This is a genomic window from Prevotella veroralis DSM 19559 = JCM 6290 (assembly GCF_000377625.1).
GTDB lineage: Bacteria > Bacteroidota > Bacteroidia > Bacteroidales > Bacteroidaceae > Prevotella > Prevotella veroralis.
Window position 1 is genome coordinate 48,591 of sequence record NZ_KB898335.1, and the last position, 26,687, is coordinate 75,277.

Genomic DNA, 26,687 nt, shown 5'->3' on the forward strand with positions numbered 1-26,687 from the left:
ACGCACAATGAAAAAGTTTAGAAATATATATCTAACGGTTATTAGCATGGCTCTCATCGCTGGACTCTGTACGTCCTGTCACGATGATATGCTTGAGTCAAGCAATCAACAGACAACTACAAAGCCCTCCGATGACAGCTTCCCATGGGAACCCGGCATGGCTTATATCAAGTTAAAAGCAAGCGTATCACCCACTACACGCACAGCAACTCAGAGTGTTACACGTGCCGCCATACTTGATGATGCAACCGTGAAAGTCGAACAGGTGTTTGACATGACGAATGAGTATGCAAACCTCAAGAGGGCTCGTGGCTTGGATAGATGGTTCGTTGTCAAGTTCGACAAAGATAAAGATGTAGCCGAAGTGATTAATGAACTCAAGCGCGACCCAGCAATTGAAAAGGTACACGGAAGCATTCCTATTGTCCCTTCAGAAGTGACTTACACTCCTGCTACACGCTCTCCTATCAATCCAAGAAGACTTCGTGATGCCAATGACGGACAAGGTCCTCTCTCTTTCAGTGACCCTTACTTGAAATATCAATGGCATTACAGCACGACCATAGAACAATATCAAATGTTCCAACCTGGGGCTGATATAGACCTTTTCCCTGCTTGGCAGAAAGAAACGGGAGACCCACATGTAGTCGTAGCTGTGATGGATTCGGGTATAGACTTCACACATGAAGACCTTGAAGGAGCAGCTTGGCAAGGTAAAGACCCTAAAACGGGAGAGACCATCCATGGGCGTAACTTCTGGGCAGAAGAGACCGGTCAAGACAATCCGAATCATATCATTGCAGGTGCTCATGGTACCCACGTAGCTGGTACCATCGCCGCTCGCAACAACAACGGAATCGGAGTTTGCGGTATTGCTGGTGGTAATGGTGATGCCAATTCGGGCGTCCGCTTGATGAGTTGTGAGATCTATGGGCATGACGGAACAACGGAGACTGCAACGACAAAGTACATTGTTAAGGCGTTTGAATTTGCTGCCGAGAATGGTGCATCAGTAATGAACTGTTCTTGGGGATACGCTTTCGACCGTAAGAAATACCTTAATAATGAGAACTTCCAAACCATCTTCAAGAATCAATTCGACCTACTGAAAGATGGCATCAATTACTTTACTGACGTTGCTGGATGCGATAAAGACGGAAAGAAGAAACCTGATGCTTATATGAAAGGTGGTCTCATCTTCTTTGCTTCGGGTAATGACTCTCAATATGACATTGATATGATTCCGGCCTCTTATAATCGTGTAGTAGCGGTTGGAGCAATCAATAGTCTCGGTGTGCCAACAGCCTATATGAACAAGGGACCATGGGTCGATGTACTTGCTCCCGGTGGTACAACTGATGCTGGATCAGTCAATCAGGGCGTATTGAGCACGGTGCCTATTGACTATGAATCAGGCATGACTGGTCCTTATCCCAATACTGACTTTACGCTGCCCTCTGACCATAAGTATGCCTTTGCGCAAGGTACATCTATGGCGACACCACACGTTACGGGCATTGCAGCTCTTGTAGTATCTAAGTTCGGAAAGACGAATCCTAACTTCACAAATGAGGATCTTCGGCGTCGCATCTTAGGTGCGCTTAAAGCCAAGAGTCCCTATGAGGTAAAGACGGATGCGAACTTAGCTGGAAAGATGGGGCTCGGTTACATCGATGCGCTCTATGCGCTTTCTGACCCAGAGACAGAGGCTCCTGAAGCTCCAACTATCACTGTCACCGACTATTCTTCACATGCTACAAAGGGTTATTACGATGCTAACATCGCATGGAATGTGACGGCTGATAATGATGCTCTAAACGATGAGCACACAGCCTTTGCATACGATATTCAACTCTTCAAGAAGTCAGACTTGAGCACTCCTGTTCAGTCTTTTACACGCTTCTCTTATAACATGTCTGTCGGAACAGAGATGCAGCAAGAGTTTACAGGACTGGAGACTGACATGGATTATGTCGTTAAGATGATTGCTCGCGACCGCTTCAACAATCGTTCGGCAGAGGTATCAACGAGCTTTAAAACACGTCTGAACCATGCTCCAATATTCACAGATATGATTGAAAAGAACCTTCGCTTACTTGATACACAGGCTTTCTATCATAAGATGTTACCTGTGAAAGATGAGGATGGGCACACTTGGACGTACACAACAACAGCACTTCCTCAAGGCGTAGAGCTAAAGCGTATCGGTGATACTTTCGACTTGCTCATCAAGGTAGGAGCACAGGGTAAATATCAGTTTGATATCACGCTCACCGATCAACTGGGTGGTAAAACAACGCAAACTATCGCTTATGAGATCGTTGCTCACACTGCCCCCGAACTTACAAGACCTATTGGTGACATCTCGTTGTTTGCGAATGGCGAAGCACTCAACCTTGATCTTGCTCACGTATTCACTGCTTCAAGCGGACAAGCAATGCACTTCACCGTTACTTCCGACAATGAACAAGTGGCAAAGGTGGCTGTTAATGGAACCAAGTTAACCGTCACCCCGGGACAGAAAGGACTTGCGAAACTCACCATCACAGCCGTTGATGGCGGCAGACGAACAACCACTTCGGCTCTCGTGAGAGTAACTGATAAGAACGCACCGGACGTTCACGTCATCTATCCGAACCCTGCACACAGTTACATCAAAGCCCTTATGCGCAGTAATGTAACTAAGGTTAAAGCCATCGTAACATCGCTTCATGGGCAGAAACTCATCGATCAGACGATGACGCCGGATAGCCGAACTCATGAAATAACGATCGGTATCGACCGCCTCGCACCGGGTACTTATTACCTCTTGCTAACGACGGATCGTCTAACAAGTAAGCACGTTTTTATAAAGAAATAATCGGTAACTTATGAAGAAGATAACAATAGTTCTTCTCGTCTTGAGTATGGGTATGACGATGAAGACAGCCGCACAGAGTAGGATTATACCTGTACTCGAATCCAACCCGAACGCTCGCACGGAGGCGATGGGAGGTGCACTGCTTGGCAACACGAGCCAGATGCACATTTATACCAACCCTGCTACCTTCACTTATGGTGATAAGCAGTTCTCCATTGATGCGTCAATAGCAGGACAGCCAAAGACAGATGAGGGGCGACTCATGCAATATAACCTTGCTACGGGGTATCAGTTTAAAAACCATTCAGCACTCATGGCGGGTGTGAGGTACATGGGTGGACTGACCATACAACCGATAGCTGCAATGGGCGGACTGAAAGAAATAAAGCCTTATGACCTTGCGCTCGATCTCGGTTATTCGTTTCCTATAACAAAGGAAGTGGCTGTCTATGCCACAGCAACCTATGCTCGTACCCATGCCGAAACGAGTGCTAACGCTTTAGCTTTCAGTGTGGGAGCTGCTTATCAAACGGACTTCAACCTCGCAAAGGATATGCCAACGAAATTAACAGTGGGCGCACGATTGATGGACTTCGGCAAAGATGTGAAGTTTGACAACACTGGTATTCCTCAAAGTCTGCCCACTTCTCTTGTCATAGGAGGCGATTGGAGCGTAGGAGTTGCACCTAAACATGCGCTTACTTACGCCCTCTCGTATCGCTATTTCACACCGAAAGATGCGCACGAAACCCTCGTGGGAACTGGTTTGGAGTACACTTACAACCGTATCGTGTCTGCCCGTGTAGGCTATCAGCATGCTGACAAAGGGTCGGATGCGTTCACCTTTGGTGCTGGGGGACAATGGGCTGGCTTCAAACTGGACATTGCTTATCGACAAGCCTTTAAGCATTATGGCATTAATGGACTAATCGTTGGACTTGGTTATAGCTTCTAATTAGCTCAAATAAGCCTATCAATCAGAAATTATATATGCCTATTTTCAATCGATATAGCATGTATAGTATAGATAAAATAATAACCTCTAATGATTTAATAGGATAATTCTTATAAATCAAAGCAAGGCTCTTCTCCATGCGAGAAGAGCCTTGCTTCATATTGAAGGAAGCCTCTCTTCGATGTGAAAAAAGCATTAAAAGAAATGGAGATAAGCGATGATATACGTTATAGAAAACTATATTTTGTATCTTTTCCAATGCTATTGCTTGCCAGTTCTGATAATTTTATTACCTTTGCAAATAGCGTATAGGAGACTATAAGAGACGATGAAAAAGATTGCTTCTGACTGATTTCCTCTCATTTAATAATCATTTAATAAAGACAAAGAAAGTGGATTCTGCATACAATAAACTTATCGCTTTGGGCATTCGCCCATCTATCCAACGCGTTGCAATTATGAAGTATTTGCAGGCTCATCACACACACCCTACGGTCGAAGATGTGTTCTTGGCGTTGAAGAAGCAGCTCCCAACTGTAAGTCGAACAACGGTTTACAATACTCTTCGTATGCTGTCCGAACGCCATGCCGCATCGATGATCACCATCGATGAACATCGTGTTTGTTATGATGGAGTGACCGATCCTCATGCTCACTTCTTCTGCAAGCGTTGCGAAAAGGTGTTCGACTTCGAAGCTATGGAAATGCCTCGTTATACGGGTGAGATCGGTAAAGGCTTCCGCATTGACGATACCCAACTATATTATAAGGGAATCTGTCCAGCATGCCTAAAGGCTATGGAAGAGGACAAACGAGTAAGCTAATAGGTGCTTAACTCAATGATTATTGGGAGCTAATTTACTCGTTTTCTCTATCGTGAGAAGTCGTCTAAGAAGAAAGGTTCTGACGCTCTCCATGCTACCATCCATGGGATGGCTAAGGATGAGGTGCGCTATACTGTAGGCTCTATTGGCTTGTACAACTGTTACTTTAGATCATATTCCCAGCTCTTTCTCATCGTTTAATGGAATTAAATAAAATAAGGATACATTCAGATTCTACCGAGTGTGTCCTTTCTTTTTAAGGCTCTTTTTAAATTCAAAATACACCCTTCAACGTTCGGATCAAAGCCTCCCTAAATCCCTCTGAAGCAAATAGATGAGGCGTCGGATTGTTTGAAAATACTGCTACTATTTTGTACCTTTGCACTTAGTAAACAATATGAGCATCATAATAAGGGGATTTAGCAAAGCAAAATAAGTATGAAACGCACCTTAATAGATAATCTCATAAAGCCGATAGAAAGGAATTCTCTTTTCTTCGTGTTTATGTTGTTAGTAGGAGCCATTATGAATGTAAGCCATCGTAACATATTTGGTTATGTGGAACTGACGGCTGATGTATATTTCATTTGCTTCTTGTTGAACCTTTCCCCACGAGTATTACATCACGGATTGCAGGTAATGTTGAGCTGTATCGTTTATGTGATAGCCATAATAGATGCCTGTTGCAAGACCCTTTTCGATACTCCTATTACACCGACCATGGTTCTTTTAGCTCAAGAAACTACTGGTAGGGAGGCAACAGAGTTCTTCTCTCAATATCTTAAACCAGAGCTGTTATATTCTGTAGCTGACGTAATCGTCTTACTCGCAGTTTGCCATGCTGTTATGGTTATAAGGAAGGTGAAGATTCCAATCTATTATCTAAAGCAACCTTTCATCGCCTCAGCTTTGATGTTAACACTTGTAATAGGGGCATGTCTAAGCGTTTATGATAAAGTACAACTCTATTCTTCTAAGAACTTGTCAGAACTGGAAGCAGCTGTAACTAACGGCTTTGCACACATTTACCATCCTGTTGAACGCGTTGTATATGGGCTTTACTCCAATCGTTTAATAGCAAAGCAGGTGGATGGAGTGATTATGGCTAATAGACAGATAAGGGTAAATTCATGCGAATTTACGTCCCCCATCATCGTACTTATCATAGGTGAGAGTGCCAATCGGCACCATTCTCAATTGTACGGCTACCCTCTTTCAACAACACCTCGCCAACTTGCTCTGATGAAAGGAAAGGATTCATTAGCTGTATTTACCGATGTTGTCTCCCCTTGGAATCTAACAAGTAGAGTATTCAAGCAGATATTTTCTTTACAATCTGTTGGTGTAAAAGGCGATTGGAGCAACTACACTCTCTTCCCGGCAGTATTTAAGAAAGCTGGTTATCACGTCAGTTTCTTATCAAACCAATTCCCGTATGGAATCAACTACACACCCGATTGGACGAATAATCTTTCTGGTGGCTTCTTCTTAAACCACCCACAACTGAACAAGCAGATGTTTGATTACAGGAATACTAATATCCATGAATACGATGAGGAACTCTTAAATGACTATAAAAACATAGGTATTAAAGAGAAGTCACAACTGATTATCTTTCATCTTTTAGGGCAGCATTTCCAATATTCATTACGCTGTAAAAGCAATATGAAGAGGTTCGGAACAAATGATTACCCACGTACTGATCTTACAAAGGAAGAGAAACAAACCATTGCAGATTACGATAATGCAACCCTTTACAATGATTATGTATTAAGTAAGATAATCGAACTATTCAAAGACAAGGAGGCTATTGTTATCTATCTATCTGACCATGGAGAAGATTGTTATTGTAAAGATGCGCAGATGGCAGGCAGACTAACTGAAGCCGAACAAATCGATATCAAAAAGTATCACGAGGAGTTTGAGATTCCCTTCTGGATATGGTGCTCAACAACTTACAGGCGTAAACATCATAAAATCTTCATAGAAACTCTGCAAGCTCGAAACAATAAGTTTATGACTGATGACCTCCCGCACCTACTATTCTATTTAGCTGGAATAAAAACAAAAGACTATAAAGCAGAACGAAATCTCATCTCTCCGTACTTTAACAATGCTCGCCACCGCCTTGTCTTGCGGAACATTGACTATGATCAGACTTTGCACAGATAGCAATAGAAGAGTTTTAGTTTTGTTTTTAGTTGCTGTCACTTTTAACACTTCATGTAAACTCCACATTATAAGCCACTTACAATGTGACAGTACATGACAGCAGTGACAGCAACTTCAAAATTCATTCCCCACTCCTTAGGTTAGCTTCGCACTATCCCGTATCGCCACTAAATACTCCGTACCGTGTGAAGAATGTTTACTGTGGAGATTCGGAATATTGGCAAGCATACGCCCAAAATGAGAAAGGCTCGTTAGGCTTAACTGACTACCATATCGCTGGCGAAGCAGGGTGAAGATGGAAGAAGCAGTCATATAAGCTCCCTTGGCAAGGTCTTTAGGGATGGTGAAACTATCAAAAAAGAGTGCTTCAACAGGAGTATGTTGCTGATACTGTACATTATTTTCCATAATTACTTGGGTATCAACCGCATTAAACCAATACCGCATTCCACTCTCCAGTTCGGCAACAGCCTGTGCATAAAGCTGCTCATAGTCTATATGCTCGGGCAGGCGAATAGGGCTTGTCAAAGTAACGGCTATAAAACGGCGGCAGCCACTGGGATCACTGAAGACATCCGAGACATTTGCTGTAGCAATGAAAGAGGCAACACGTGGTAGCGTAACCTGTTGTTGACGGTAAGGTTGGCGGAGTTTGATGTTTGCAAGCTGCATGATATTCTTCAAGAATCCCTCTTGCGTCTTGGCAGACAGTGCATTAAATTCGTCAATATTTATCAATAATGACTGACTCATAGCACGTAGCGTATTCTGTTTCTCACTGATGACAAGATTGTCATTATATCCCCACTGCAACTCCTTAGGTAGAAGACGTTTGCAGAAGGTTGACTTCTTATATCCCTGTCGCGAGATGAGTAGCAGTGCCACACTGTTCCCATGCGTAGCGTCCAGCCCCATCCACTGTGCTACCATTGCAAGAAACCACGTGTGAAACCAATCTCCCCATCGTGCATTATCATTGGGCACACAGCCTGCCAAAGCACCGATATGGTCTTTCCCATCCCATTGTCCTTTCAGTCGTTTGAGAAAGGCGTCCACGGGATTAAAAGTCTTGACAAATCTCGATTCTGTGTATCTTCGTATATCCTTGTCCCATACATCAATACCATCGAGGCGTGCCTTGATAGCCAAAGTATTGCGTACTCGATCATCAGCAGGCGCAAATGGTTCGCTGCTGTTAGCCTTTCGGATTTCAGTACATCCTAAAGCTGTATTATATCGCATCTCATACTTCCGCTCAAGATAGTCAAGAAGCCGACGGGTAACATCATGTTTCATTTTATCCGCCTTTCGATTACGCTGATTTTCAGCCTTTACATTTTTAAGATTCTTACTTTTCATAGTTCATAATAATTATTTTGTTTAACAAAGAGAGTACTAAATTACAACTCCAAATTACGAGGAAATCTCTTGTGTCATGCCTCAAAACGAATAGTGTTCATAGTAAACACAGGTAGTGTCAAGGCTCAACACATCTTATTTCTATACATCAAACACATAGCTCGTTTGATAGTTTTCATACATACGTGGGGCAGAATAGCCATAACTTTGGAAGAGTTGGTCTATCCATTGTTGCTCTTCTTTATGCAATTTATTAAAGCCTCGATGATAACGATAGTACACAAAACGACTTCCGAAATAGTCCTCCAGAGCGCGACGTAGAGGACGATAGTCACCGCACTTCACATCGTCGAAAAGATGAGAAAAGCCCCATGCTAACTGTTCCGTTCTCATCGCACGGAACTCCTGACAGTTATTGTCAGAACGAGCGGCAGGGAGAATCGTCAATGCTGCATGTTATTCACTCGGGAGAGCCTTACCTGTGTGATAGCGCAGGCACTGCTCTTTAACAATACAATCGTGCATAAAGCACACTGCCCAATCTTTGGGCATGTTAGAAAAATCTGTACACATACATAGATTAGTTTAAAGAATTAAAGTTACAAAGGATAGTGATGACCGTCTGTAATAATTCACACCCGACGTGCCGTTATCCTCCTGTTATCTGCTTGCAAAGATACAAAACCGAAGTACCCCTTGTCAAGTCTTTCGCAAGTTATTTTTTATTTGCTGTCACTCCCGTCACACTTTTTATGTTATAACTTATTGTAAATCAATCTACTATATCAAGTGTTAAAAATGACAGCAACTGTTTTTTAAACTTATTGTAGTTTCATTATAGATTTCCTATATAACTTCAACAGAAATATTTAAGTAACTGCTTTCGCTTAAAGGAAAATCCATAAGATCGTTTAGAATCTAATAGTATTAATTATTTACAGCTTCCAGAGCTGACGCATTACTTATTTAATGGTTTAATGAAAAGAAGTAGGAGGGGAACAAAACAGTTCTTCTCCTACTATGCTTTATTAGCTATTCACATCGGAAATCACTCTTTTAAAGGATATTCTTCCGTATTAGCTAAGCCCTATCTATCGGTTATAAAACGATAGAAATCGCCTGCGAACGGGTGCTTTCTAATCGAATAGTTTATGTTTTAAAATGGTTATTAGTGATGGCTCCCACCACTAATAACCTATGTTCAAACTAATGATTTAATATTTACAGAGTACCGTTGTTTGCCTGGCGAACCATCTCTTGGGATGCATATAGATACACTTCTACACGGCGGTTCTTCTGACTTACAGTTTTATTTTCGATAGGGTTCTGGCTTCCGAAGCCTTCTACCGAACGAATCTGACGGCTTGTTACACCTTGATTCTGCAAGTAAGAAGATACAGAAGACGCACGACGCTGAGACAATGGGATGTTAATCTTGTCGTTACCAGAGGCATCTGTGTAACCTTGGATAGCCACGTCACAGTTTGAATTACGCTTCATAAGACCTGCCAACTTCGTTAGATCGTTCTTAGCAGCTGCATTCAAGTCAGAACCATTGAGTGGGAATAGGATACCAGAATCGAATGTTACCTTCACACACTCAAGTCCGTTAGCATCCGTAACCTTGTCAACACTGGCGTTAGGAAGCTGTTGTGCAGCCTCACGAGCCACTTTATCCATGTGGCGACCGATGATAGCTCCAGCGCCAGCACCTACTGCGCCACCAATAGCAGCACCTATGGCTGTACTCTTACCATTCTTTCCTATGATCTGACCAACGATGCCGCCGAGTACTGCACCAGCACCACCACCGATCAATGTTCCTGTTCCTTGCTTTGTTTGACAGCTTACGACAGAGAGCACACACAGCCCTGCTGCCATCATTTTCATATTCTTCATAACTATATATATTATAATGTGATAATCCTCTTTTGCCTTTCCTGCAATTAATCTGATGGTCAGTTCTCCTTTAATCCATGCAAAGTTAAACAATTATTGCAGTATTGGGTCTTTTGCAAACTATTTTTTGTAATTTTGCACAAAGATAGACATTATACTCCTTAAAAGGGTGGGGAAATGCCTAAATGAAAGTGGCTTTTCCCTAAAACAAGCATTTTGAAGATTATAGATATATGGCAAAAGAACTAAAACACATGACCAAGAGAGCTGAAAACTACTCTCAATGGTACAACGACTTGGTAATCAAAGCCGACTTAGCAGAGCAATCTGCAGTCCGTGGATGTATGGTTATCAAGCCTTACGGATACGCTATTTGGGAGAAGATGCAGGCTCAACTCGATAAGATGTTCAAGGAGACTGGTGTGCAGAATGCCTATTTCCCCCTCCTTATTCCTAAGAGTTTCCTATCAAGAGAGGCTGAACATGTAAAGGGATTCGCTAAGGAGTGCGCTGTAGTCACACACTATCGTTTGAAGGCAACTGACGATGGTAATGCCGTTGAAGTTGACCCTAATGCTAAGTTGGAAGAGGAGTTAATCATCCGTCCAACGAGTGAAACGATTATTTGGAACACCTATAAGAACTGGATTCACTCATGGCGTGACCTGCCCTTGATGTGTAACCAGTGGTGTAATGTGATGCGTTGGGAGATGCGCACGCGCCCCTTCTTGCGTACATCCGAGTTCCTTTGGCAAGAGGGACACACGGCACACGCTACCCGTGAAGAGGCCGAGAAAGAGGCACAAACAATGCTTCATGTCTATGCCGACTTCGCTGAGAAGTGGCTCGCCGTGCCTGTCGTTCAGGGTGTAAAGAGTGAGACTGAACGCTTTGCAGGTGCTTTGGACACCTACACTATCGAGGCTATGATGCAAGACGGAAAGGCCCTGCAGAGTGGTACATCACACTTCCTTGGTCAGAACTTTGCTAAGTCTTTCGATGTTACCTACCTAAATAAAGACAACAAGCCAGAATATGTTTGGGCTACCTCATGGGGCGTTAGTACACGCTTGATCGGTGCTCTCATTATGACACACTCCGATGATAACGGACTCGTTCTACCACCGAAGATTGCGCCAATACAGGTTGTTATCGTTCCAATCTTCAAAGGCGAAGAGCAGTTGAAAGAGTTAACTGCAAAGCTACAACCCGTCATTGATAGTCTTCGTGAGCTTGGTATCACTGTTAAATACGATGATACTGACAACAAGCGACCGGGCTTTAAGTTCGCTGACTATGAGTTGAAAGGTGTTCCAGTGCGCCTTGCAATGGGTGGACGTGACCTTGAGAACAATACAATCGAGCTCATGCGTCGTGACACATTAGAGAAGGAGAGCGTTAGTTTCGATGGTATTGTCGAGCGCGTTAAAGCCCTTCTTGAAGACATTCAAGACAATATCTTCCATAAGGCAAAGGCGTTCCGTGACTCGCATATCTACGAATGCGACAACTACGAAGAGTTTAAGGAGAAGGTGAAAGATGGCGGTTTCTTCCTCTGTCATTGGGATGGAACTGAAGAGACAGAAGCCAAGATCAAGGAGGATACACAAGCCACTATCCGTTGCGTCCCATACATGTTTGAACAGACACCGGGCGTTGATATGGTAAGTGGAAAGCCTGCTAAATATCGCGTTATCATCGCAAGATCATATTAAAAAAATATTGTCTCCAATCCGAGGAATCAACTTCTTGGGTTGGAGAGAATTGCTTTTTACAATATTAATATTCTATTCACTAAAAACCAAAAGCGTATGAAAAAGACATTTCTAACATTCGTTCTCTTATTCACAGCAGTAGCTTTACAGGCGCAAACGCTCATCAAAGCGAACTTTAATAAGGGCGATAAAGCTACCTATGAATATACTGCAAACATTGATTTGGCAAGTATGATGCAAGGCAAAACACTGACCGCCAACGTGACAAGTAAGCTGCATGTCGATGTGAAGGAAGCCAATGCCGAGGGCTATCAGATCGAACTCCTCTTCTCCGATTTAAAGGTAGATGGTGATGAGACAGCACTCCAGCAGGGGGGTGGACAGCTATTGACAATGCTGAACGACGTACCTCTGCTCTATCAAACCGATAAGAATGGAGCTCTCAAGAAGTTGCTTAATTCCGAGGAAGCAGTGGGCAAGATGAGTAAGACTGGCATAGCTAAGATTGATTCATTATACGCCAAGAACCCAGAGATCGAAAAGGTTAATCCAAAGATGAACATGCTCATGGCGCTTAGTAACACACTCACAGAAGAGTTCATAACAGAGTATGTTAAGGAGCAAACAGTATTCAGTCTCTATGGCAAGACATTGAAGACTGGCGATCAAGAAGATAAGTCGGTTCAGGGCATGAAGACCACTACCTCTTATGATGTCAACCAAATCCTTGGAATGCTCACCATCGTGGGTAAGGTCAAAGCGAACATGTCAGAAGATGACGTAAAGGGCTTCCTCATCGGTAATATGAAGAAGTTTGGAGTAGGCGACGATGCCGTTTCGCAGATTGAAAAGAACTGGTCGCAGATGAGAGCAATGGGTATGACTACTATCACTTATAACGCCACTGACACCTATCATTTCACCCCTTCTTTTTGGGTAAATGACTATACCACGGAGTCGAGAATGAAGCTCATGGGGATGGATGTAAAGGGTAAAGGCGAGTTTAAGTTGGGCGAGCATAGTTGGAAGTAAAGCCCCTCGAAACCCCACCTAACCTCCTCCAAGGGGGGAAACGCCTCATGGAAGGGAGTTAGGGAAAGGTCTTCTTTAATTCAAAATTCATAATTCATAATTCAAAATTATGATTAGTTCTGTTTGAAGTAAGGCTGTGCAGGAATGCTCGTGTAATATAATTTCTGTGTAGCAAAGCTGTACCTTGTTAGCTGGAATAGCAGAACTAAAAACAAAGAGACGCCTTCTTCACTTTGAAGAGGGCGTTTCTTCGATGTGAGGAAAGCCTCTCTTCGATATGAAGAAACGCCCTCTTTAAATAGAAGCATCCCCACAATGTAGGGACAGACGCCCTCGTCTGTCCGCATAAGGGAGAATGCTTATAATGTAAGGTGGAATGTTGGAGCGGACAGACGAGGGCGTCTGTCCCTACTTTGTAGTGATCTATTGCACTGAACAAACAACTCGTTTACTTGTCAACTATCAACTCGTCCACTCTACCTAATCATAATTTTGAATTATGCATTATGAATTTTGAACTAAAAGAGGGGCTTCTCTTGGATGCTCCTACTCCTCTATCTCCGACAGACTACGCACGAAGTTGTTAGCGAAGTTACTAATGGTTTCCACGGGAGCATAGCCCATATAACGCACGCTGCGACGCAGGTTACGACGCAAGACGGCACCATTATTCCGCACGAAACCTGCCGAATTCTGTTTGAAATGCCACTCCTGTGCAGTGTCTTTAGCCAAGTCGGAAATGCTACGAAGCGTCAGTTCGTAGGCTTTCTTGTCATATTTCTTGACGAACGGAAGCTCATCTTCCTCAAAACCAAAGACCGAGATGAGGATGTTCCCTTGCAGTTCTGCCATCGACTGAAGCTGTAGGTGGGTCAACCAAGAGTCCAGTTTCACAAAGTCCACCTTGTCTCCTCGCATCCTCAAGTACTGTCCGATGGTGATTATTCCCCCCAGATTCATGCCTCGATTGAGCATTGCATCTGAGTTAGCGACGATGAGCTTCAATATATCCAAAGCCTCAACGGAGGTGTCAATACTATGCAGTTCGTTGTAGATGAGCTTCTTCAACCTCCTATTCAACAGAGAGTTACTAAGGCGAACGACCTTTGGAACTTTCGCTGTCAGCGTCTTGCTATCCCCCATCTTCGTCCTTAGTTCGGCGATGATAGCGTCTGGGAGGTTCAGACCCTCATCCATGCTGTGAGCCGCAATACCATTAATAAAAATGGAAGTAACCTGTTGTGCCTCCACCATCTGCATGAGTCTGCGCCACTTGAAGGGTGACATAGGTTCAATACTCGACTGTGTTCCGAAGGCACCAGAGCTTAGAATACGGAAGAAGTTACGCTGTATGACGTCCATAATGATTGAATATTATTGACATTAAGAATACCTCCTTGGATAACGGAAGAGGATGGATAAGAGGGCAAAAATACCTATCAAGAAGGGGTAATATAAGTAAGGTACAATGCTGACAGGGTTTATCTTTGCCAGTCCGGCAGCCATTAAGAGCTGCGCCCCGTAGGGTATTAAGCCTTGCGCAGCACATGAGAAAGTATCGAGAATACTCGCTGCTTTGCGTTTATCAACGCCGTATTTATCGCCAATCTGCTTCGATATACCTCCCACGGTGAGGATGGCTACGGTGTTATTAGCCGTACATACGTCCACAAGAGACACCAGAAAGGCTATCGTGAGTTCTGCTCCTCGCTTACTACTAACGTGCTGTGTGATGATGCGGATGATGTATTCAATACCACCATTAGCCCTTATCATCTCAAGCAAACCGCCCGCCATCATCGTAATGATGATTAACTCGCCCATACCGGTGATTCCGTTGCCCATACTGGAGAGCCATCCGTACACGTCGTAGGTGCCATCTGCAATGCCAATAACGCCTGTCAGGACAAGACCAATGGTCAGTACCGCCATCACGTTCATACCGAATACGGCGCAGATAAGCACCGCCATGTAAGGTATGATCTTATAGTAACTTACCGAGGGAGTGGCTGCCAATGTGTGAATATCCCATCCCAAGAAGACGTAAGCAGCAAGGATAAGGAGGGCAGCAGGGGCTACGATGAAGAAATTAACACGAAACTTATCAGCCATCTTACACTCTTGTGTGCGTGTAGCAACGACCGTTGTATCACTGATAAACGACAGGTTATCGCCAAAGAAACTACCGCCAACGACCACAGCAACGACAAATGGCATGGAAGAACCTGTCGAGCTGGCTATGCCGGCAGCAATGGGTGCGAGTGCAACGATGGTTCCCACGCTCGTACCAATGCTTATCGAAATGAAGCAAGAAGCAAGGAATAAGCCCGCAAGGAGCATATTGCTCGGTAGAACTGACAGTGTCATGTTGACCGTGGCATCGATACTTCCCATCTGCTTAGCGGCATTTGCGAATGCTCCCGCTAGTACAAATATCCACAACATCATCATCATGTTGTCCGTACTTGCGCCTTTGCTGTATATCTCGATACGCTTATTAAGAGGGTAGCCACCCGACATTATGATGGCAAAGATGCTTGCCACCATAAAAGCAACAGTAATGGGTACCTTGTAGAAGTCGCCCGATACGATCGAAGTGACTAAGTAAAGTAGGATGAAGACAAGCAACGGGCTTAGTGCTAATAACCCTTTTTTATGATTGATCATTCTGTTTCTAATTTAATAAAATACTCTCCCTTACAGATCCCAAGAGCGCAAATAGAAGTCGATGTTCTCCTTTGTAAGGAGGTCAATAGGCATGTAGTTCGTTTGTTCAACCTTCTTCTTCAATACGATGGCACGGAAGAGTGTGTCGATACTAAAGAACCCTTGCTGGTAAGCATGCTGTGCGATGAGGAAGGAAATACTCCCAGCTCTGAGGCATTCAGCATTCTTATGCACAATATCATAGCCCAATATCTGTATGTCGTGACGCTTAGTTTTGAGCAAGAATTCGCCTACGATGTGCGCTTTTGAGTTGAAAGTGATGCAGTGATGCACCTCCGGATGGGTTGTAAAGAACTTCTCCAAGATTCCATCATAACGTTTTCTCTCCTCGTCAAGCGGTAAGTTTACATCGAAGATGTCCACCTCCGGGAAGTGTTTAGCCATGTAGTTGCGGAAGCCAACTTCCCTGTTTTCCTGCTGCCTACTCGCCATCTTGCCGTCTTTCGTTTGTTTCATCAGCATGATCGAACGCTCATTTCGAGCCAAGAGCATGAGCATACGCGCCGCAAAATGCCCACTCTGAATAGAGTCCTGACCGAAGAAAGCAAGAGGTTGAAGGCTTGGCATATATGAATCGAGGAGTATGAAAGGGATGTTACGTTCGTGTAACTCATCAGTAAACTGGCGTGTTAAGTCCAACGTGGTAGGTACGAGAACAACGCCATCAGGGTTCTTCTCCAGACATTTCCGATAGGTATCGATGAAAGACTGAGGGTTCAGTCGACTGTAATACATGACGACTATGTCAATAGAAAAGTCCCTTCTCTGTTCAACGGCCTTCATTGCGCCCATCTCAATCTCTTCCCAATAAGCCTCGCTGGCATGCTTTGGTATGAGGCAATAAAAGGTGTAGCTCTTGTTATGAGCCAGTGCGCTGGCATACATATTAGGCTGGTAATCCATCTCTTTGAGGGCTTTCTCTACCCTCTCAAGAGCCGATTTTGACACGTTCGGACGCTTATGAAGAACGCGGTCAACCGTTCCGACACTCACACCAGCTTGCTTTGCAATATCCTTGATTCTAATTTTCTCCGCCATAGAGGATGCTAAATAATTTCATTATTCAGTGCAAATTTACGAATAATTGTTGGATTGTGTGCATGCACAGGGGGCTTTTCTATCATTCAAATGGTGCTTCGCTCAAGCCTTCCAAAGGGTGAGAAGCACCTAATGGAGTGCGTGGAGCATGATAGGTGGAATCCTTCTCCTCCGAAGAGAAGCCTCCCCCCCCACCCCTCTCTGAGAATGAAGAGGGGGAGTAAATACTATCATTTACACGTATGCCAATACCTGACAGAAACAGGGGTAATAATATTTTAAAATTAAAGAAACGCTCCCTTCGCATTGAAGAGGGCGTTTCCTTGCAATGAAGAAACGCCCTTCTTGTATCAAGGAAACGCCCTTCTCCAATCAAGAGGGGCGTTTCTTTAATTAATGATAATGCCAACCTGTAGGGACAGACGCCCTCGTCTGGAAACCCCACCCAGCCTCCCCCAAGGGGAGGAGCACCTAATGATAACCTATTTGAATGGTTCTTTCTATCCTAAGGGATGCCACAAAGTAGGGACAGACGCCCTCGTCTGTCCGCATAAAGGAGGCTGCTTGTAATGTAAGGTGGAATGTTGGAGCGGACAGACGAGGGCGTCTGTCCCTACTTAAGAAGCCTTACCCCCGCCCCCTCTCCGAATGGAAAGGGGAGTAGATAGTATTGTTTCCCACAGAACAAATAACCTGTTTACTCGTTAACCAGTCCACTCGTCCACTCTACCTAATCATAATTTTGAATTGTGAATTATGAATTTTGAATTAAAGAACCATGTTTCTTCTGTCCCATAAACGCTTTTTCAACGCTTCGGAAAAACTTTGTCTCATTTTATAAATATAATTATGTCCAAGCGAGGTAATACTTAAATGTTTTTCTTATCTTTGCAGTGTAGAGTCTTGAATGACAATCTGAAAGCAAAAGCAAGACCTTTCCCACGTTACAATCCTCACCTGAGTTGGATATGAATAATAATATGGAGAAATGCTTTCAATATGTTCATTCAATTCAGTTGGTAAATAATAACAAATAAATGTGCGATGAAGAGAACGAATAAAGTGTTACTCATTTACACTGGTGGAACCATCGGTATGGGACATAACAAGCGTACGGGTGCATTAGAACCATTGGACTTCAGTCATCTTGTTGATAATGTTCCAGAGTTCAAATTAGTACCTACGGAGGTAGATACCTATCAGTTCGATCCACCCATCGACTCGTCTGATATGACCCCTTGTCGTTGGGCGCAACTGGTGCAGATCGTATCCGAATGCTATGATGACTATGATGGTTTTGTGATTCTCCACGGCACAGATACGATGGCTTATACTGCATCGGCTCTATCGTTCATGTTCGAAAATTTGACGAAACCAATTATCCTTACGGGGTCTCAACTACCTATTGGTCAGTTGCGTACAGACGGCAAAGAGAACCTCATGACGAGTATAGAGTTGGCATCAGCACACCATAAGGATGGTACGGCTATGGTACCAGAAGTGTGCATATATTTCAGTGGGCACTTGTTGAGAGGCAACCGTTCTACGAAGCAGAATGCCGATGAATTCAATGCTTTCGACTCCTTTAATTATCCGCATTTATGTGAGGCTGGGGTCAACTTTACCTTTGATGAACACCGAATACTTACTCCTGACTATTCAAAACCATTGATCACACACACCGAGCTGGATAATAATGTGATTATCTTCTCCCTCTTTCCAGGAATGGAGGAAGGGCTTATGCACCATCTTCTCGATGCCCCAGAATTACGCAGTATCGTAATGCGTTCTTACGGAAGTGGCAATGCTCCACAACGTCCTTGGCTGATGAAATTATTGAAGCAGGCGTCAGAACGTGGAGTCATCGTCGTGAACATCAGTCAATGTATCAGTGGACGCGTTGAGATGAGCCGCTATGATACGGGTTACCAACTCAAGGATGCGGGTGTTATCAGTGGTTATGACAGTACGGTCGAGGCTGCTGTAACGAAGTTGATGTACCTTCAAGCACGATATGATGACGCTGATATGGTGCGTTATTACATGAACCGTTCGATTGCTGGTGAGATTAGTATCATTGAATAGAAGTTTTATTTTTGCTGTCACTTCTGTCACGGTTCTTATGTTTACAAGCCTCTGGCAATTAAATAGTTAGCTCAAATGTTAAAAGTGACAGCAACTATAATGAAAACTTAAATAGGCGTTTTGAGACAGAAGGAGTATGTCATTTAATCCGAAATCATGATTAGGTAGAGTTAACAAGGAAACGAGTTGACGGCTAAACAAGTTATTAGTTCTGTTGGAAAAGATAGTGGGTTTGTTGGGAAAGAAGTTCTCGCCCGTCCACACAAATAGCCCATTAAGATAGAAGGAACATGTCGTTACGGCAATATGTCCTTATACCATTTTGTTCAACAAGCCCATAGGAAAAGCACCCGAACCACAAGTAGGGTCAAGCACCTTGACGTTCTTAAGCCTCTCTACAAGTTACATAATGGTGTATAACATCATCCCCTACCGCAATTTACGGAAACAGTATTATACCAATGCACGCTTGAAGAAGAGCTGGCGATCCTTTAGTACAACGATGATAGAGACAACAAGTAACAAGAGAGTCTGTATGCACTTACTGTCGGGATGGGTGGAGAAGATCTCATTAAAGTATCCTGCCGTAATATGGAATACGATTGCCACAAGGATGTTGCGGTTGGTTCTGTAATAGAGCCAGTTCATCAAGATGACAAACGGAAATATGCTGGCTATAAAGTTCAGACTGTAAAGCCATCCCTCATGCACTACATTGGCATGATAGTAGCCCTTGATACCAGCAAGAGGGAAATGCCAAACAGCCCAGTAAGCAGCAAAAAGCATGGAAGTCTTGAAGAGATTCATCCGCGAACGTAGGCTGTCAGTGCCGTAGCCATGCCATGCAAGTTCTTCGAGTGTTGGGGCAAGGATAAGGAGAAACCATACAGGAAAGACGCCCGAGGTGAATGTGTAATGACCAGTGATAACGAATTGAGATGGGCTATAACTAAACAGAAGAGATATTGTCATAGCACAAAGAATACTTGCAGGCATCAGTAGGCAGGCTGTGAGATAATACTTCCACTTGCTGGGAGATAGGTTCAATATTCTACCGAAGTAATCCTTTCGCAGAGTCTGATTGCTAAAAACCAGCATAATGGTCAAGATCATTGGGAAACAAAGTCCTACCAGTCCCAGCAACGGTGCCGCCCATGTGCTTTGTGAATAAACCACATGATGACTTACATAGCTGGCTGCAAACCAAAAAGCCCAGGGGATAAGAGTAGCTAAGAGATAGAAGAGTGCCGTATGGCGATACTTGATGACGATGCTTTCTTTCATACTGTTTTAATTTTATATATACGTAATAATCCTGACAATCTGCCTAAGATCGCTGTAATTGCTATAATCCTTTTACTTCACCTGCAATGACTTATAATACGAGATAATGGGTGCAAAGGTAATACAAAAATTTATATAATAAATAGATAAGAATTGGATTATTAAAGAAGGGGTTTAGGATTAGAAGTGACGAAAGTATATATTGTCGAGCACGAAAGTACATTTCGTCAAATGCGGGGATATTACTTGCTTTTAAAGTTCAAAGGTTAATTTAAAGTTCAAAAGTCAATATTCCAAGCCTATACGGTTAGCGGAAAATTTTTATTTGATATAAATTTATTTCTAACCTGTTCCCCGTAAATTTCTAACCGTATATAAATTTATCGCAAACAGGTTAGAAATTTACGGGGAACAGGTTAGAAATTTCACGCAAACAGTATATAAATTTCCGGCAAACCGTATCTAGGTTTTTGGCGAACTATATCCCGGCTCAAATGCCCTTTAGCAAAGGTACATTCCATGCAAAACAATAGTACTTCTTGTGCGTGTAAAAACCATTTTATCAGTCGGTCTATCGTTTCTGCTAAGACAGACATAAAATTGTTCGCGAACAATTCGCAAAGAGTGAGAGTGTATCAATTTTGACACACCCTCTTGGGTTAAAAGAATAATAGTCATAATCATCAATGACTCATTTTTGTCCTCTCCCTCCGACACAGAAAAACTTTTCTTAATAATGCCTCAAAAATATCAACAAAACTTTGAAAAAACATTACATATTTTCATACAAATTCTTAAAACAAAGACGAAAAACACACATAAAAAGCGAGTTTGCAACTAACAGAAAATCAATTAGTTATAAAGTCGTACAAGAAAAGGTGCTTAATTGGACTTCAAAAGGGCGTTAGTTAGCTCTCAAAAGGGCATCTATTGCAAGTCAATTAGGCCTCTTTTAGAAGCAAAAAGACCATGTATCGAATTCAAGTTGAACGAAATAAGTTTACAATCCACGAGAAACAAGGGAACAAGTTGTTTGTAGTAGATGGAAAGGAAGAATGATAGATAAGAATAATATGTTTTTCAGCACTATGACCTTATACTTTACTCTTTCTATAGTAACATTTGATACTAATAAGTCATACAATACAGATATATAAAATCTTTATTCAAATTCCAATCAACTTTTAACAGAAAATTAAATTAAGAATAAATTTATTCATAAATATTTGCTCTTATCAAATTTTATACTTAACTTTGCAAAAATTTGAAGACTCCATTCGTTTATAGTACTAAGAAGCAGAATGGCTACCATATTATATTATAGAGGGAAAGTATAATTCATTATGCTTTTGCATTTCTACAAATATTAAAGATACTAATTCTAAAAAGAAATAACGAAACTTTCAGGATTTAAAAATAAGACATATAAATTTTACGACTAAAAAAAGTATGAAAGAGATTGAAAAGAAGGGAAAAACTTATGTACAGCCTTTAGTTGTACTTGTAAGAACGAACACAGAAAATCAACTTTTGGCAGGAAGTGTTCAGGGAGATCATGAATCAGCAGGTAATGACGAATCTTATGCAAAGCAATATAGCTGGGACATACAAGAGGTTGACAATAATGATTGGAAAAATAATTTAGAAGACAAAAAGAAAAAGAGTTATTATGAATAAGAGTATATTATTTTTGGGGGGCAGTTTGTTTGTTGCCAGCTTATTTACCAGTTGTTCTTCAGAGAGCACTGACAATAACAATTATGGAAATGAGGAGGAAATTAAACACATAGCAGTTTTTTCCGCAGAAGATGTAGTTTCTTCTGAAAAGTCAGCTACAACACGTACGACAGGTATATATAACGGAAACGCTATTGATTTCTATTGGACGCAGAATGACAAGCTTTGGATTCACGATGGTTCAAACCTTTTCAAGAATACCAAAGATAACATCAAAGCTCCTAAGGCGGCTTCTGCAAAATTCTACTATGACCAATTATTTACTGCAGCTTCTTATCCTGTTCGTTTTACAGGTACAAATGCTACAGTTGGTGACAAGGTGACTATTCCTGCTGACCAAACTCAAAGTCAACCGAACGACGCTTCACATATTGGTAAAGATGGTGATTGCGGTACAGCTACCGCTAAATTGCAAGGTGGTATCTATAAGTTCAGCTTAGCACACAAAGCAGCTTATATTACTTTCACTCCATGGTATGGAAAAGAAGAACTGGCTTCAACAGTTTCTGTAAGAGCTATCAAACTGACTATTGATGCAGCTTCAAACGCAGGTAAGAACATTGCAGGTACATTTAAATTCGACGATAACGGCTTGGGAGATTTAGCTTCTGGTGGTTCTAAAAGCATTACCCTTACGCTTACAAATGGAATCCCTATACCTAAAGCAGCAAATTACTCAAAGAATGCAGCTTTCATGGTTGTAAACCCTGGAACCTATAGCAAGGTAACTATAGAGTATTCTTTGGAGGACACAAAAACAGGTGTAAAAGGAATTGTGAGTCAAACTTATCCAACTATGACATTCAATGCTGGTAAGAATCGTCCTATTGGCAAAAACGAATTAGCTATAAATAATTATAAGCCAAACTATTATCAATGGGATGCAGGAAAGCCTTATTGGGACAAGTATCCAGGTGAAATCCCTGTAGTTGATGGTGAAAGAAAGGTTTATACACCAAGTGCTGGTAACGACAGGTATATGAATAGTAATCCAAATGCATTTAATGCCAATAATATCTGTTCATCAGCTCCAAATGTTAATGAGGCTACACTTTATTCTTTCTTTGGCAACTGCCACTGGGATGAAAATATTGTGTGGACCATGAATAAACATTTGTATAAGGGTGGTATGTGGATTCTTAAGTTAAATAAGATATCAGTAAATGGTTATACATTTACACATCCAGTTACAAACATCCATACATGGAGCAATAACTATATTCCAAGCAGTAGCAATACCTACTGGAACAATTGGTCAGAAGGTGATGGTTCTGGTGCAACTGCAGGTGATTGGACAACTGATGTTAAGTATAATGGGAAACCTACTGATGCTGACAACTACTTCTTCCTTCCTGCAATGGGATATCTGAAAGAAGACGGAACGTTAAGGTTAGGTGACCAAGATAAATATGGATATTATGGAGCATATTGGACCTCCAACGCTGTAGTTGTTGGAGGTCCACAAGCTTTGGCATTCCACTTCAACAACAAGAAGGTTGGTGTCAATATTGATCTACGCAGTTGGGCTTACCCTGTCTTCGATGCAAATACCTACCAATTGAAATAAGAAATTTCTTTCTTCCTATACAAGGAATGAGGATTTAAATTATCAGGAGAGAGTGTGTCAAAATGCAAATACCATTTTGATAATCTTACAGGTTGAAACAATCCAATAAAAAATGACCATTTCTGTACTCAATTTTGAGTAAAGAAATGGTCTTTTCTTTGCCTTTAGAAGAATCCTACTTATAGATTGAAAGTTGTCAAGTTATTAATTTATATTTTGGCACACCCTCACAATTTTTGCTTGTCTTATAGCATGAGATGTTGCCCTGTGGAGGCTCGCCAGCGAATGCGTATTCCGTCGCTGCGCTCACCGTATCTACGCGCTGGCGGATGCGTATATAGCTACCCGTAGATACGTATTGCGTCGCCGCTATATACGCATCTGTCAGCAACGCTCACCGCATCTGTCGGCAAGGGAATACGTATTCGCCAGCAGTTAGATACGCATTCAGCAGAGACGCAATACGCATTCGGCAGGGGTTGGATAAGACGATCTGTACAAGATTTGATATCAAAAAGTATCGCTCATACGATGGAAAACTAAAAGGGAAATTGTACCTTTGCTGGTGCAATCTTTATTAATAACAAACATAAACAAAGTTATGAGACATTTACTTTCTATCCTTCTCATTGCGGTAACTCTAATTGGAACCAGCAGCTTCACGTATGAAACAACTTCTACCACCAACACTGAATCTATCAGCATACAGAAACAAAAGAAGCATAGTGGAAGAAAAACTCACAAACGTTCGAAGACACGTAAGAATAGAACTCGTAAGAATCGATCAACTCGCTCAGCCAATGTAGGGCAGACAGTGTATATCACTCCAACGGGTTCTTGTTACCATTCTACGCCATCATGTCCGGCATTATGGCGCGGAAACTACTCCCGCATATCTTTAAGTTCCGCACGAAGCGAGGGCTATCGTTCTTGCTCAAGATGCTATTAATATGAAGATATCGGATTCAAATTAACGGATGGCTAATTTCAAAATAATATAATTATGGCATACTGTAAAAACTGCGGTTCTCCGCTTAACGAAGGTTCTGAATTTTGTTCTCAATGTGGAACTCCGCAACATCAAGACGATAACGAGAGTTATACGGAGCAATCACGTAAGGATAAGCTATTCAACGTTCCTAAAAAGGCTTGGCGCATTATTATTCCCGTGGCAGTTCTTCTGTTGTTATGTTTTACGAATCCAAGTAAGACTAAACATGTTGAGGCTATTCACATGGAATTAATGAAGGCCTTAGAACAACAAGGTGGTAGCGAAGCGACGGTATATGCGTCTTTGGGCGCAGGTATCATAGATAAGGTGCTCGTTTCGAAGTTAGATGTAAGCAATTATTTTATTTTCAGCGTAGGTTCCTTACAAAATGGAACGAAAAGCAAGGTAGTTTCGTTCGGTATTTTAGGACATGTCTTTACATCTGGGATCGATAAGGACGCATTTAGCGATTTGAAGAAGAAAAACAAGACTCTCGGTCTTTAACAATTCTTTGACAGATGAAATATAGACTGTTTGCAGCATTGTCTGCCACAGTTTTCTTGTTCACCTCTTGTTATAGGCAGCAAAGAACGAATCATCTTGCTGCCTATATTGATACATTGTCGTTGCGTAATGGCGACCTTATTTTCAGAGAGGGGAAAAGTGCTGAAAGCGCATTAGTAAAAGCAATAGACAGTAATAGCTTTTCTCACGTAGGCTTACTATTTAAAACAAAGAATGGTTGGAACGTTGTGCACGCTGTTCCCGGAGAATCTGATAATAACGTAGACATCGTGAAGTCGGAACCCCTCGGCGTGTTTCTTCAACCCGATAGATGTGTAAAGGCAAAAGTCGTCCATTCGCATTGTGATGCTAGTATTGCAGAAAAAGCGGTGCAATACGCTTTACATAAAAGAAACTTTCCTTTCGATGATAATTTCGATATGGCTGACACAACAAAGTTTTATTGCACGGAATTAGCCTGGCGTGCTTATCTTTCTGCCGGAGTTGATATATCGGAAGGGCGAAGACACAATATTAAAGTATTAGGGTTTCGGAAAATGTGCCTGCTGCCTTCGGATATTATGATAGAAAATACCATAAAAGGCATCAACTTTAAATAGTTTGCATTATCGAACACAACATACATAAGGGGCATCTTTATATATAAGGGGCATCTTTAACTTTAGCAGAAAGCCTTACATTAAACAGTAGTAATCATAATTTTGAATTATGAACTTTGAACTTTGAATTTTGAATTAAAGAAAAGCCTCTCCTAACTCGCTCCCATTAGCCACTCCGCTCCTAAAAAATCTGCAAATTATACCCATGTAAGCAATGTTTCTGATAAAAATTACCTATCTTTGCAGGGATAATAACCAATTAGTGGTATAATACATGGAGTTTTCAGCGAAACAGATAGCGCAATTCATACAAGGACGTGTTGATGGTGACGAGAATAAAACCATCCATACTTTCGCCAAGATAGAGGACGGAAAAGAGGGAGCAATCTCTTTTCTTGCTAATCCGAAATACACACATTATTTATATAATACGGCTTCGTCGATTGTTCTCGTTGATGAGGACATTCAGTTGGAGAAGCCTGTTAAAGCCACATTGATACGTGTTAAGAATGCACGTGATTGTGTTGCGAAGTTGTTGCAGTTATATGAGAGCATGAAACCTAAGCGTCAGGGCATTGACAGCTTGGCTTTCGTTTCACCCAAGGCGACCATCGGTAAGGATGTTTATATTGGTGCCTTTGCATACGTAGGGGACGGTGTGACGGTTGGAGATGGCTGTCAGATTTATCCTCATGCAACGATAATGGAAGGCGTAGAGATGGGTAAGAACTGTATTATCTATCCTAATGCTAGCATTTACCAAGGCTGTAAGTTGGGTGATAGGGTTATCCTCCATTCTGGCGCAGTGGTGGGTGCTGATGGTTTCGGATTCGCTCCTAACGCTGAAACAAATAGTTATGACAAGATACCACAGATAGGTATTGTGACCTTAGAGGACGATGTTGAGATTGGAGCAAACACTTGTGTGGACCGCTCAACAATGGGTAGCACCTATGTTCGTAAGGGTGTTAAACTGGATAACCTCGTGCAGATTGCACACAACACAGACATTGGCGAGAACACAGTCATGTCTGCCCAAGTGGGTATCGCAGGCTCTACAAAGGTGGGGCAGTGGTGCATGTTCGGTGGACAAGTAGGCATTGCAGGGCATATAGAGATAGGTGATAAGGTTTTCCTAGGCGCACAATCAGGTGTACCTGGAAGTTTGAAGGCTAATCAACAACTGATTGGTACACCTCCAATGGAGCAACGCTCTTACTTTAAGTCGCAAGCCATCTTCCGCAGACTGCCTGAGATGTACAAGCAACTAAGCGACTTGCAGAAAGAAATAGACCAATTGAAAAAGAACAGATAACAT

The 26,687-nt window shown here is 42.2% G+C and carries 21 protein-coding genes; 13 read left to right on the forward strand and 8 right to left on the reverse strand.

The window, feature by feature from the left end:
* The first annotated feature begins 7 nt into the window (after positions 1-7).
* From D464_RS14105 to D464_RS0109870, 4 genes are all read left to right on the forward strand, one after another.
* Positions 8-2,860 (forward strand): S8 family serine peptidase, encoded by a 2,853-nt coding sequence (locus D464_RS14105; RefSeq protein WP_018911257.1) that lies wholly within the window; start codon positions 8-10, stop codon positions 2,858-2,860.
* Positions 2,861-2,870: 10 nt separating this feature from the next.
* Positions 2,871-3,815 carry a PorV/PorQ family protein gene (locus tag D464_RS0109860; RefSeq protein ID WP_018911258.1) on the forward strand — a complete coding sequence of 315 codons (945 nt, stop codon included), beginning with the start codon at positions 2,871-2,873 and terminating at the stop codon, positions 3,813-3,815.
* A gap of 392 nt (positions 3,816-4,207) precedes the next feature.
* On the forward strand, positions 4,208-4,639 hold the full coding sequence (locus D464_RS0109865; RefSeq protein WP_018911260.1) for a Fur family transcriptional regulator: 432 nt from the start codon (positions 4,208-4,210) through the stop codon (positions 4,637-4,639).
* Between the two features lie 438 nt (positions 4,640-5,077).
* A complete protein-coding gene (locus tag D464_RS0109870; RefSeq protein WP_018911261.1) occupies positions 5,078-6,811 on the forward strand; it encodes a phosphoethanolamine transferase in 1,734 nt (577 codons plus the stop codon).
* A gap of 135 nt (positions 6,812-6,946) precedes the next feature.
* On the opposite strand, the gene D464_RS0109875 is transcribed toward D464_RS0109870, so the two are convergent.
* The 3 genes from D464_RS0109875 to D464_RS0109885 all read right to left on the reverse strand — a co-directional run bounded on the left by D464_RS0109875 (position 6,947) and on the right by D464_RS0109885 (position 10,069).
* Positions 6,947-8,170, reverse strand: coding sequence for a VapE domain-containing protein (locus tag D464_RS0109875; protein ID WP_018911262.1), 1,224 nt, complete (start codon positions 8,168-8,170; stop codon positions 6,947-6,949).
* 141 nt (positions 8,171-8,311) lie between these two features.
* Complete coding sequence (locus tag D464_RS12675; protein WP_018911263.1) at positions 8,312-8,617, reverse strand: DUF6078 family protein; 306 nt, start codon at positions 8,615-8,617, stop codon at positions 8,312-8,314.
* A 774-nt stretch (positions 8,618-9,391) separates the two neighbouring features.
* Positions 9,392-10,069, reverse strand: coding sequence for an OmpA family protein (locus D464_RS0109885; protein ID WP_026284683.1), 678 nt, complete (start codon positions 10,067-10,069; stop codon positions 9,392-9,394).
* Between the two features lie 233 nt (positions 10,070-10,302).
* Here D464_RS0109885 and proS point away from each other — a divergent pair, with 233 nt between their 5' ends.
* Both proS and D464_RS0109895 read left to right on the forward strand, forming a co-directional pair.
* A complete protein-coding gene (gene proS / locus D464_RS0109890; RefSeq protein ID WP_018911264.1) occupies positions 10,303-11,784 on the forward strand; it encodes a proline--tRNA ligase in 1,482 nt (493 codons plus the stop codon).
* 96 nt (positions 11,785-11,880) lie between these two features.
* Positions 11,881-12,816 (forward strand): hypothetical protein, encoded by a 936-nt coding sequence (locus D464_RS0109895; RefSeq protein WP_018911265.1) that lies wholly within the window; start codon positions 11,881-11,883, stop codon positions 12,814-12,816.
* 113 nt (positions 12,817-12,929) lie between these two features.
* On the opposite strand, the gene D464_RS13845 is transcribed toward D464_RS0109895, so the two are convergent.
* From D464_RS13845 to D464_RS0109910, 4 genes are all read right to left on the reverse strand, one after another.
* Positions 12,930-13,163 carry a LacI family transcriptional regulator gene (locus D464_RS13845; protein WP_081618129.1) on the reverse strand — a complete coding sequence of 78 codons (234 nt, stop codon included), beginning with the start codon at positions 13,161-13,163 and terminating at the stop codon, positions 12,930-12,932.
* Positions 13,164-13,362: 199 nt separating this feature from the next.
* Positions 13,363-14,178, reverse strand: a complete 816-nt coding sequence (locus D464_RS0109900) for a hypothetical protein (protein ID WP_018911266.1) — start codon at positions 14,176-14,178, stop codon at positions 13,363-13,365.
* Between the two features lie 21 nt (positions 14,179-14,199).
* Positions 14,200-15,483 (reverse strand): Na+/H+ antiporter NhaC family protein, encoded by a 1,284-nt coding sequence (locus D464_RS0109905; protein ID WP_004383196.1) that lies wholly within the window; start codon positions 15,481-15,483, stop codon positions 14,200-14,202.
* A gap of 30 nt (positions 15,484-15,513) precedes the next feature.
* Positions 15,514-16,581, reverse strand: coding sequence for a LacI family DNA-binding transcriptional regulator (locus D464_RS0109910; RefSeq protein WP_018911267.1), 1,068 nt, complete (start codon positions 16,579-16,581; stop codon positions 15,514-15,516).
* A 1,044-nt stretch (positions 16,582-17,625) separates the two neighbouring features.
* Between D464_RS0109910 and D464_RS0109920 the strand changes: the two genes are divergently transcribed.
* Complete coding sequence (locus tag D464_RS0109920) at positions 17,626-18,666, forward strand: asparaginase (RefSeq protein ID WP_004381659.1); 1,041 nt, start codon at positions 17,626-17,628, stop codon at positions 18,664-18,666.
* A 453-nt stretch (positions 18,667-19,119) separates the two neighbouring features.
* Here the strand turns inward: D464_RS0109920 and D464_RS0109925 are convergent, their stop codons facing one another.
* Positions 19,120-19,950 carry a CPBP family intramembrane glutamic endopeptidase gene (locus D464_RS0109925; protein ID WP_018911269.1) on the reverse strand — a complete coding sequence of 277 codons (831 nt, stop codon included), beginning with the start codon at positions 19,948-19,950 and terminating at the stop codon, positions 19,120-19,122.
* A 1,449-nt stretch (positions 19,951-21,399) separates the two neighbouring features.
* Here D464_RS0109925 and D464_RS0109935 point away from each other — a divergent pair.
* From D464_RS0109935 to lpxD, 6 genes are all read left to right on the forward strand, one after another.
* Positions 21,400-21,627, forward strand: a complete 228-nt coding sequence (locus D464_RS0109935) for a hypothetical protein (protein ID WP_018911272.1) — start codon at positions 21,400-21,402, stop codon at positions 21,625-21,627.
* A complete protein-coding gene (locus D464_RS0109940) occupies positions 21,620-23,254 on the forward strand; it encodes a hypothetical protein (RefSeq protein WP_018911273.1) in 1,635 nt (544 codons plus the stop codon). The genes D464_RS0109935 and D464_RS0109940 overlap by 8 nt, the downstream gene beginning before the upstream one ends.
* A 601-nt stretch (positions 23,255-23,855) precedes the next feature.
* On the forward strand, positions 23,856-24,203 hold the full coding sequence (locus D464_RS13665; RefSeq protein ID WP_154649600.1) for a hypothetical protein: 348 nt from the start codon (positions 23,856-23,858) through the stop codon (positions 24,201-24,203).
* Between the two features lie 54 nt (positions 24,204-24,257).
* The gene (locus D464_RS0109945) at positions 24,258-24,749 is read left to right on the forward strand and encodes a zinc-ribbon domain-containing protein (protein WP_018911274.1); all 492 of its coding nucleotides are present in this window, start codon (positions 24,258-24,260) and stop codon (positions 24,747-24,749) included.
* Between the two features lie 14 nt (positions 24,750-24,763).
* The gene (locus tag D464_RS0109950) at positions 24,764-25,369 is read left to right on the forward strand and encodes a YiiX/YebB-like N1pC/P60 family cysteine hydrolase (RefSeq protein WP_018911275.1); all 606 of its coding nucleotides are present in this window, start codon (positions 24,764-24,766) and stop codon (positions 25,367-25,369) included.
* A gap of 274 nt (positions 25,370-25,643) precedes the next feature.
* Entirely contained in the window at positions 25,644-26,684 is a 1,041-nt protein-coding gene (lpxD, locus tag D464_RS0109955) for a UDP-3-O-(3-hydroxymyristoyl)glucosamine N-acyltransferase (protein WP_004383163.1), read from the forward strand.
* The last annotated feature ends 3 nt before the right edge of the window (positions 26,685-26,687 follow it).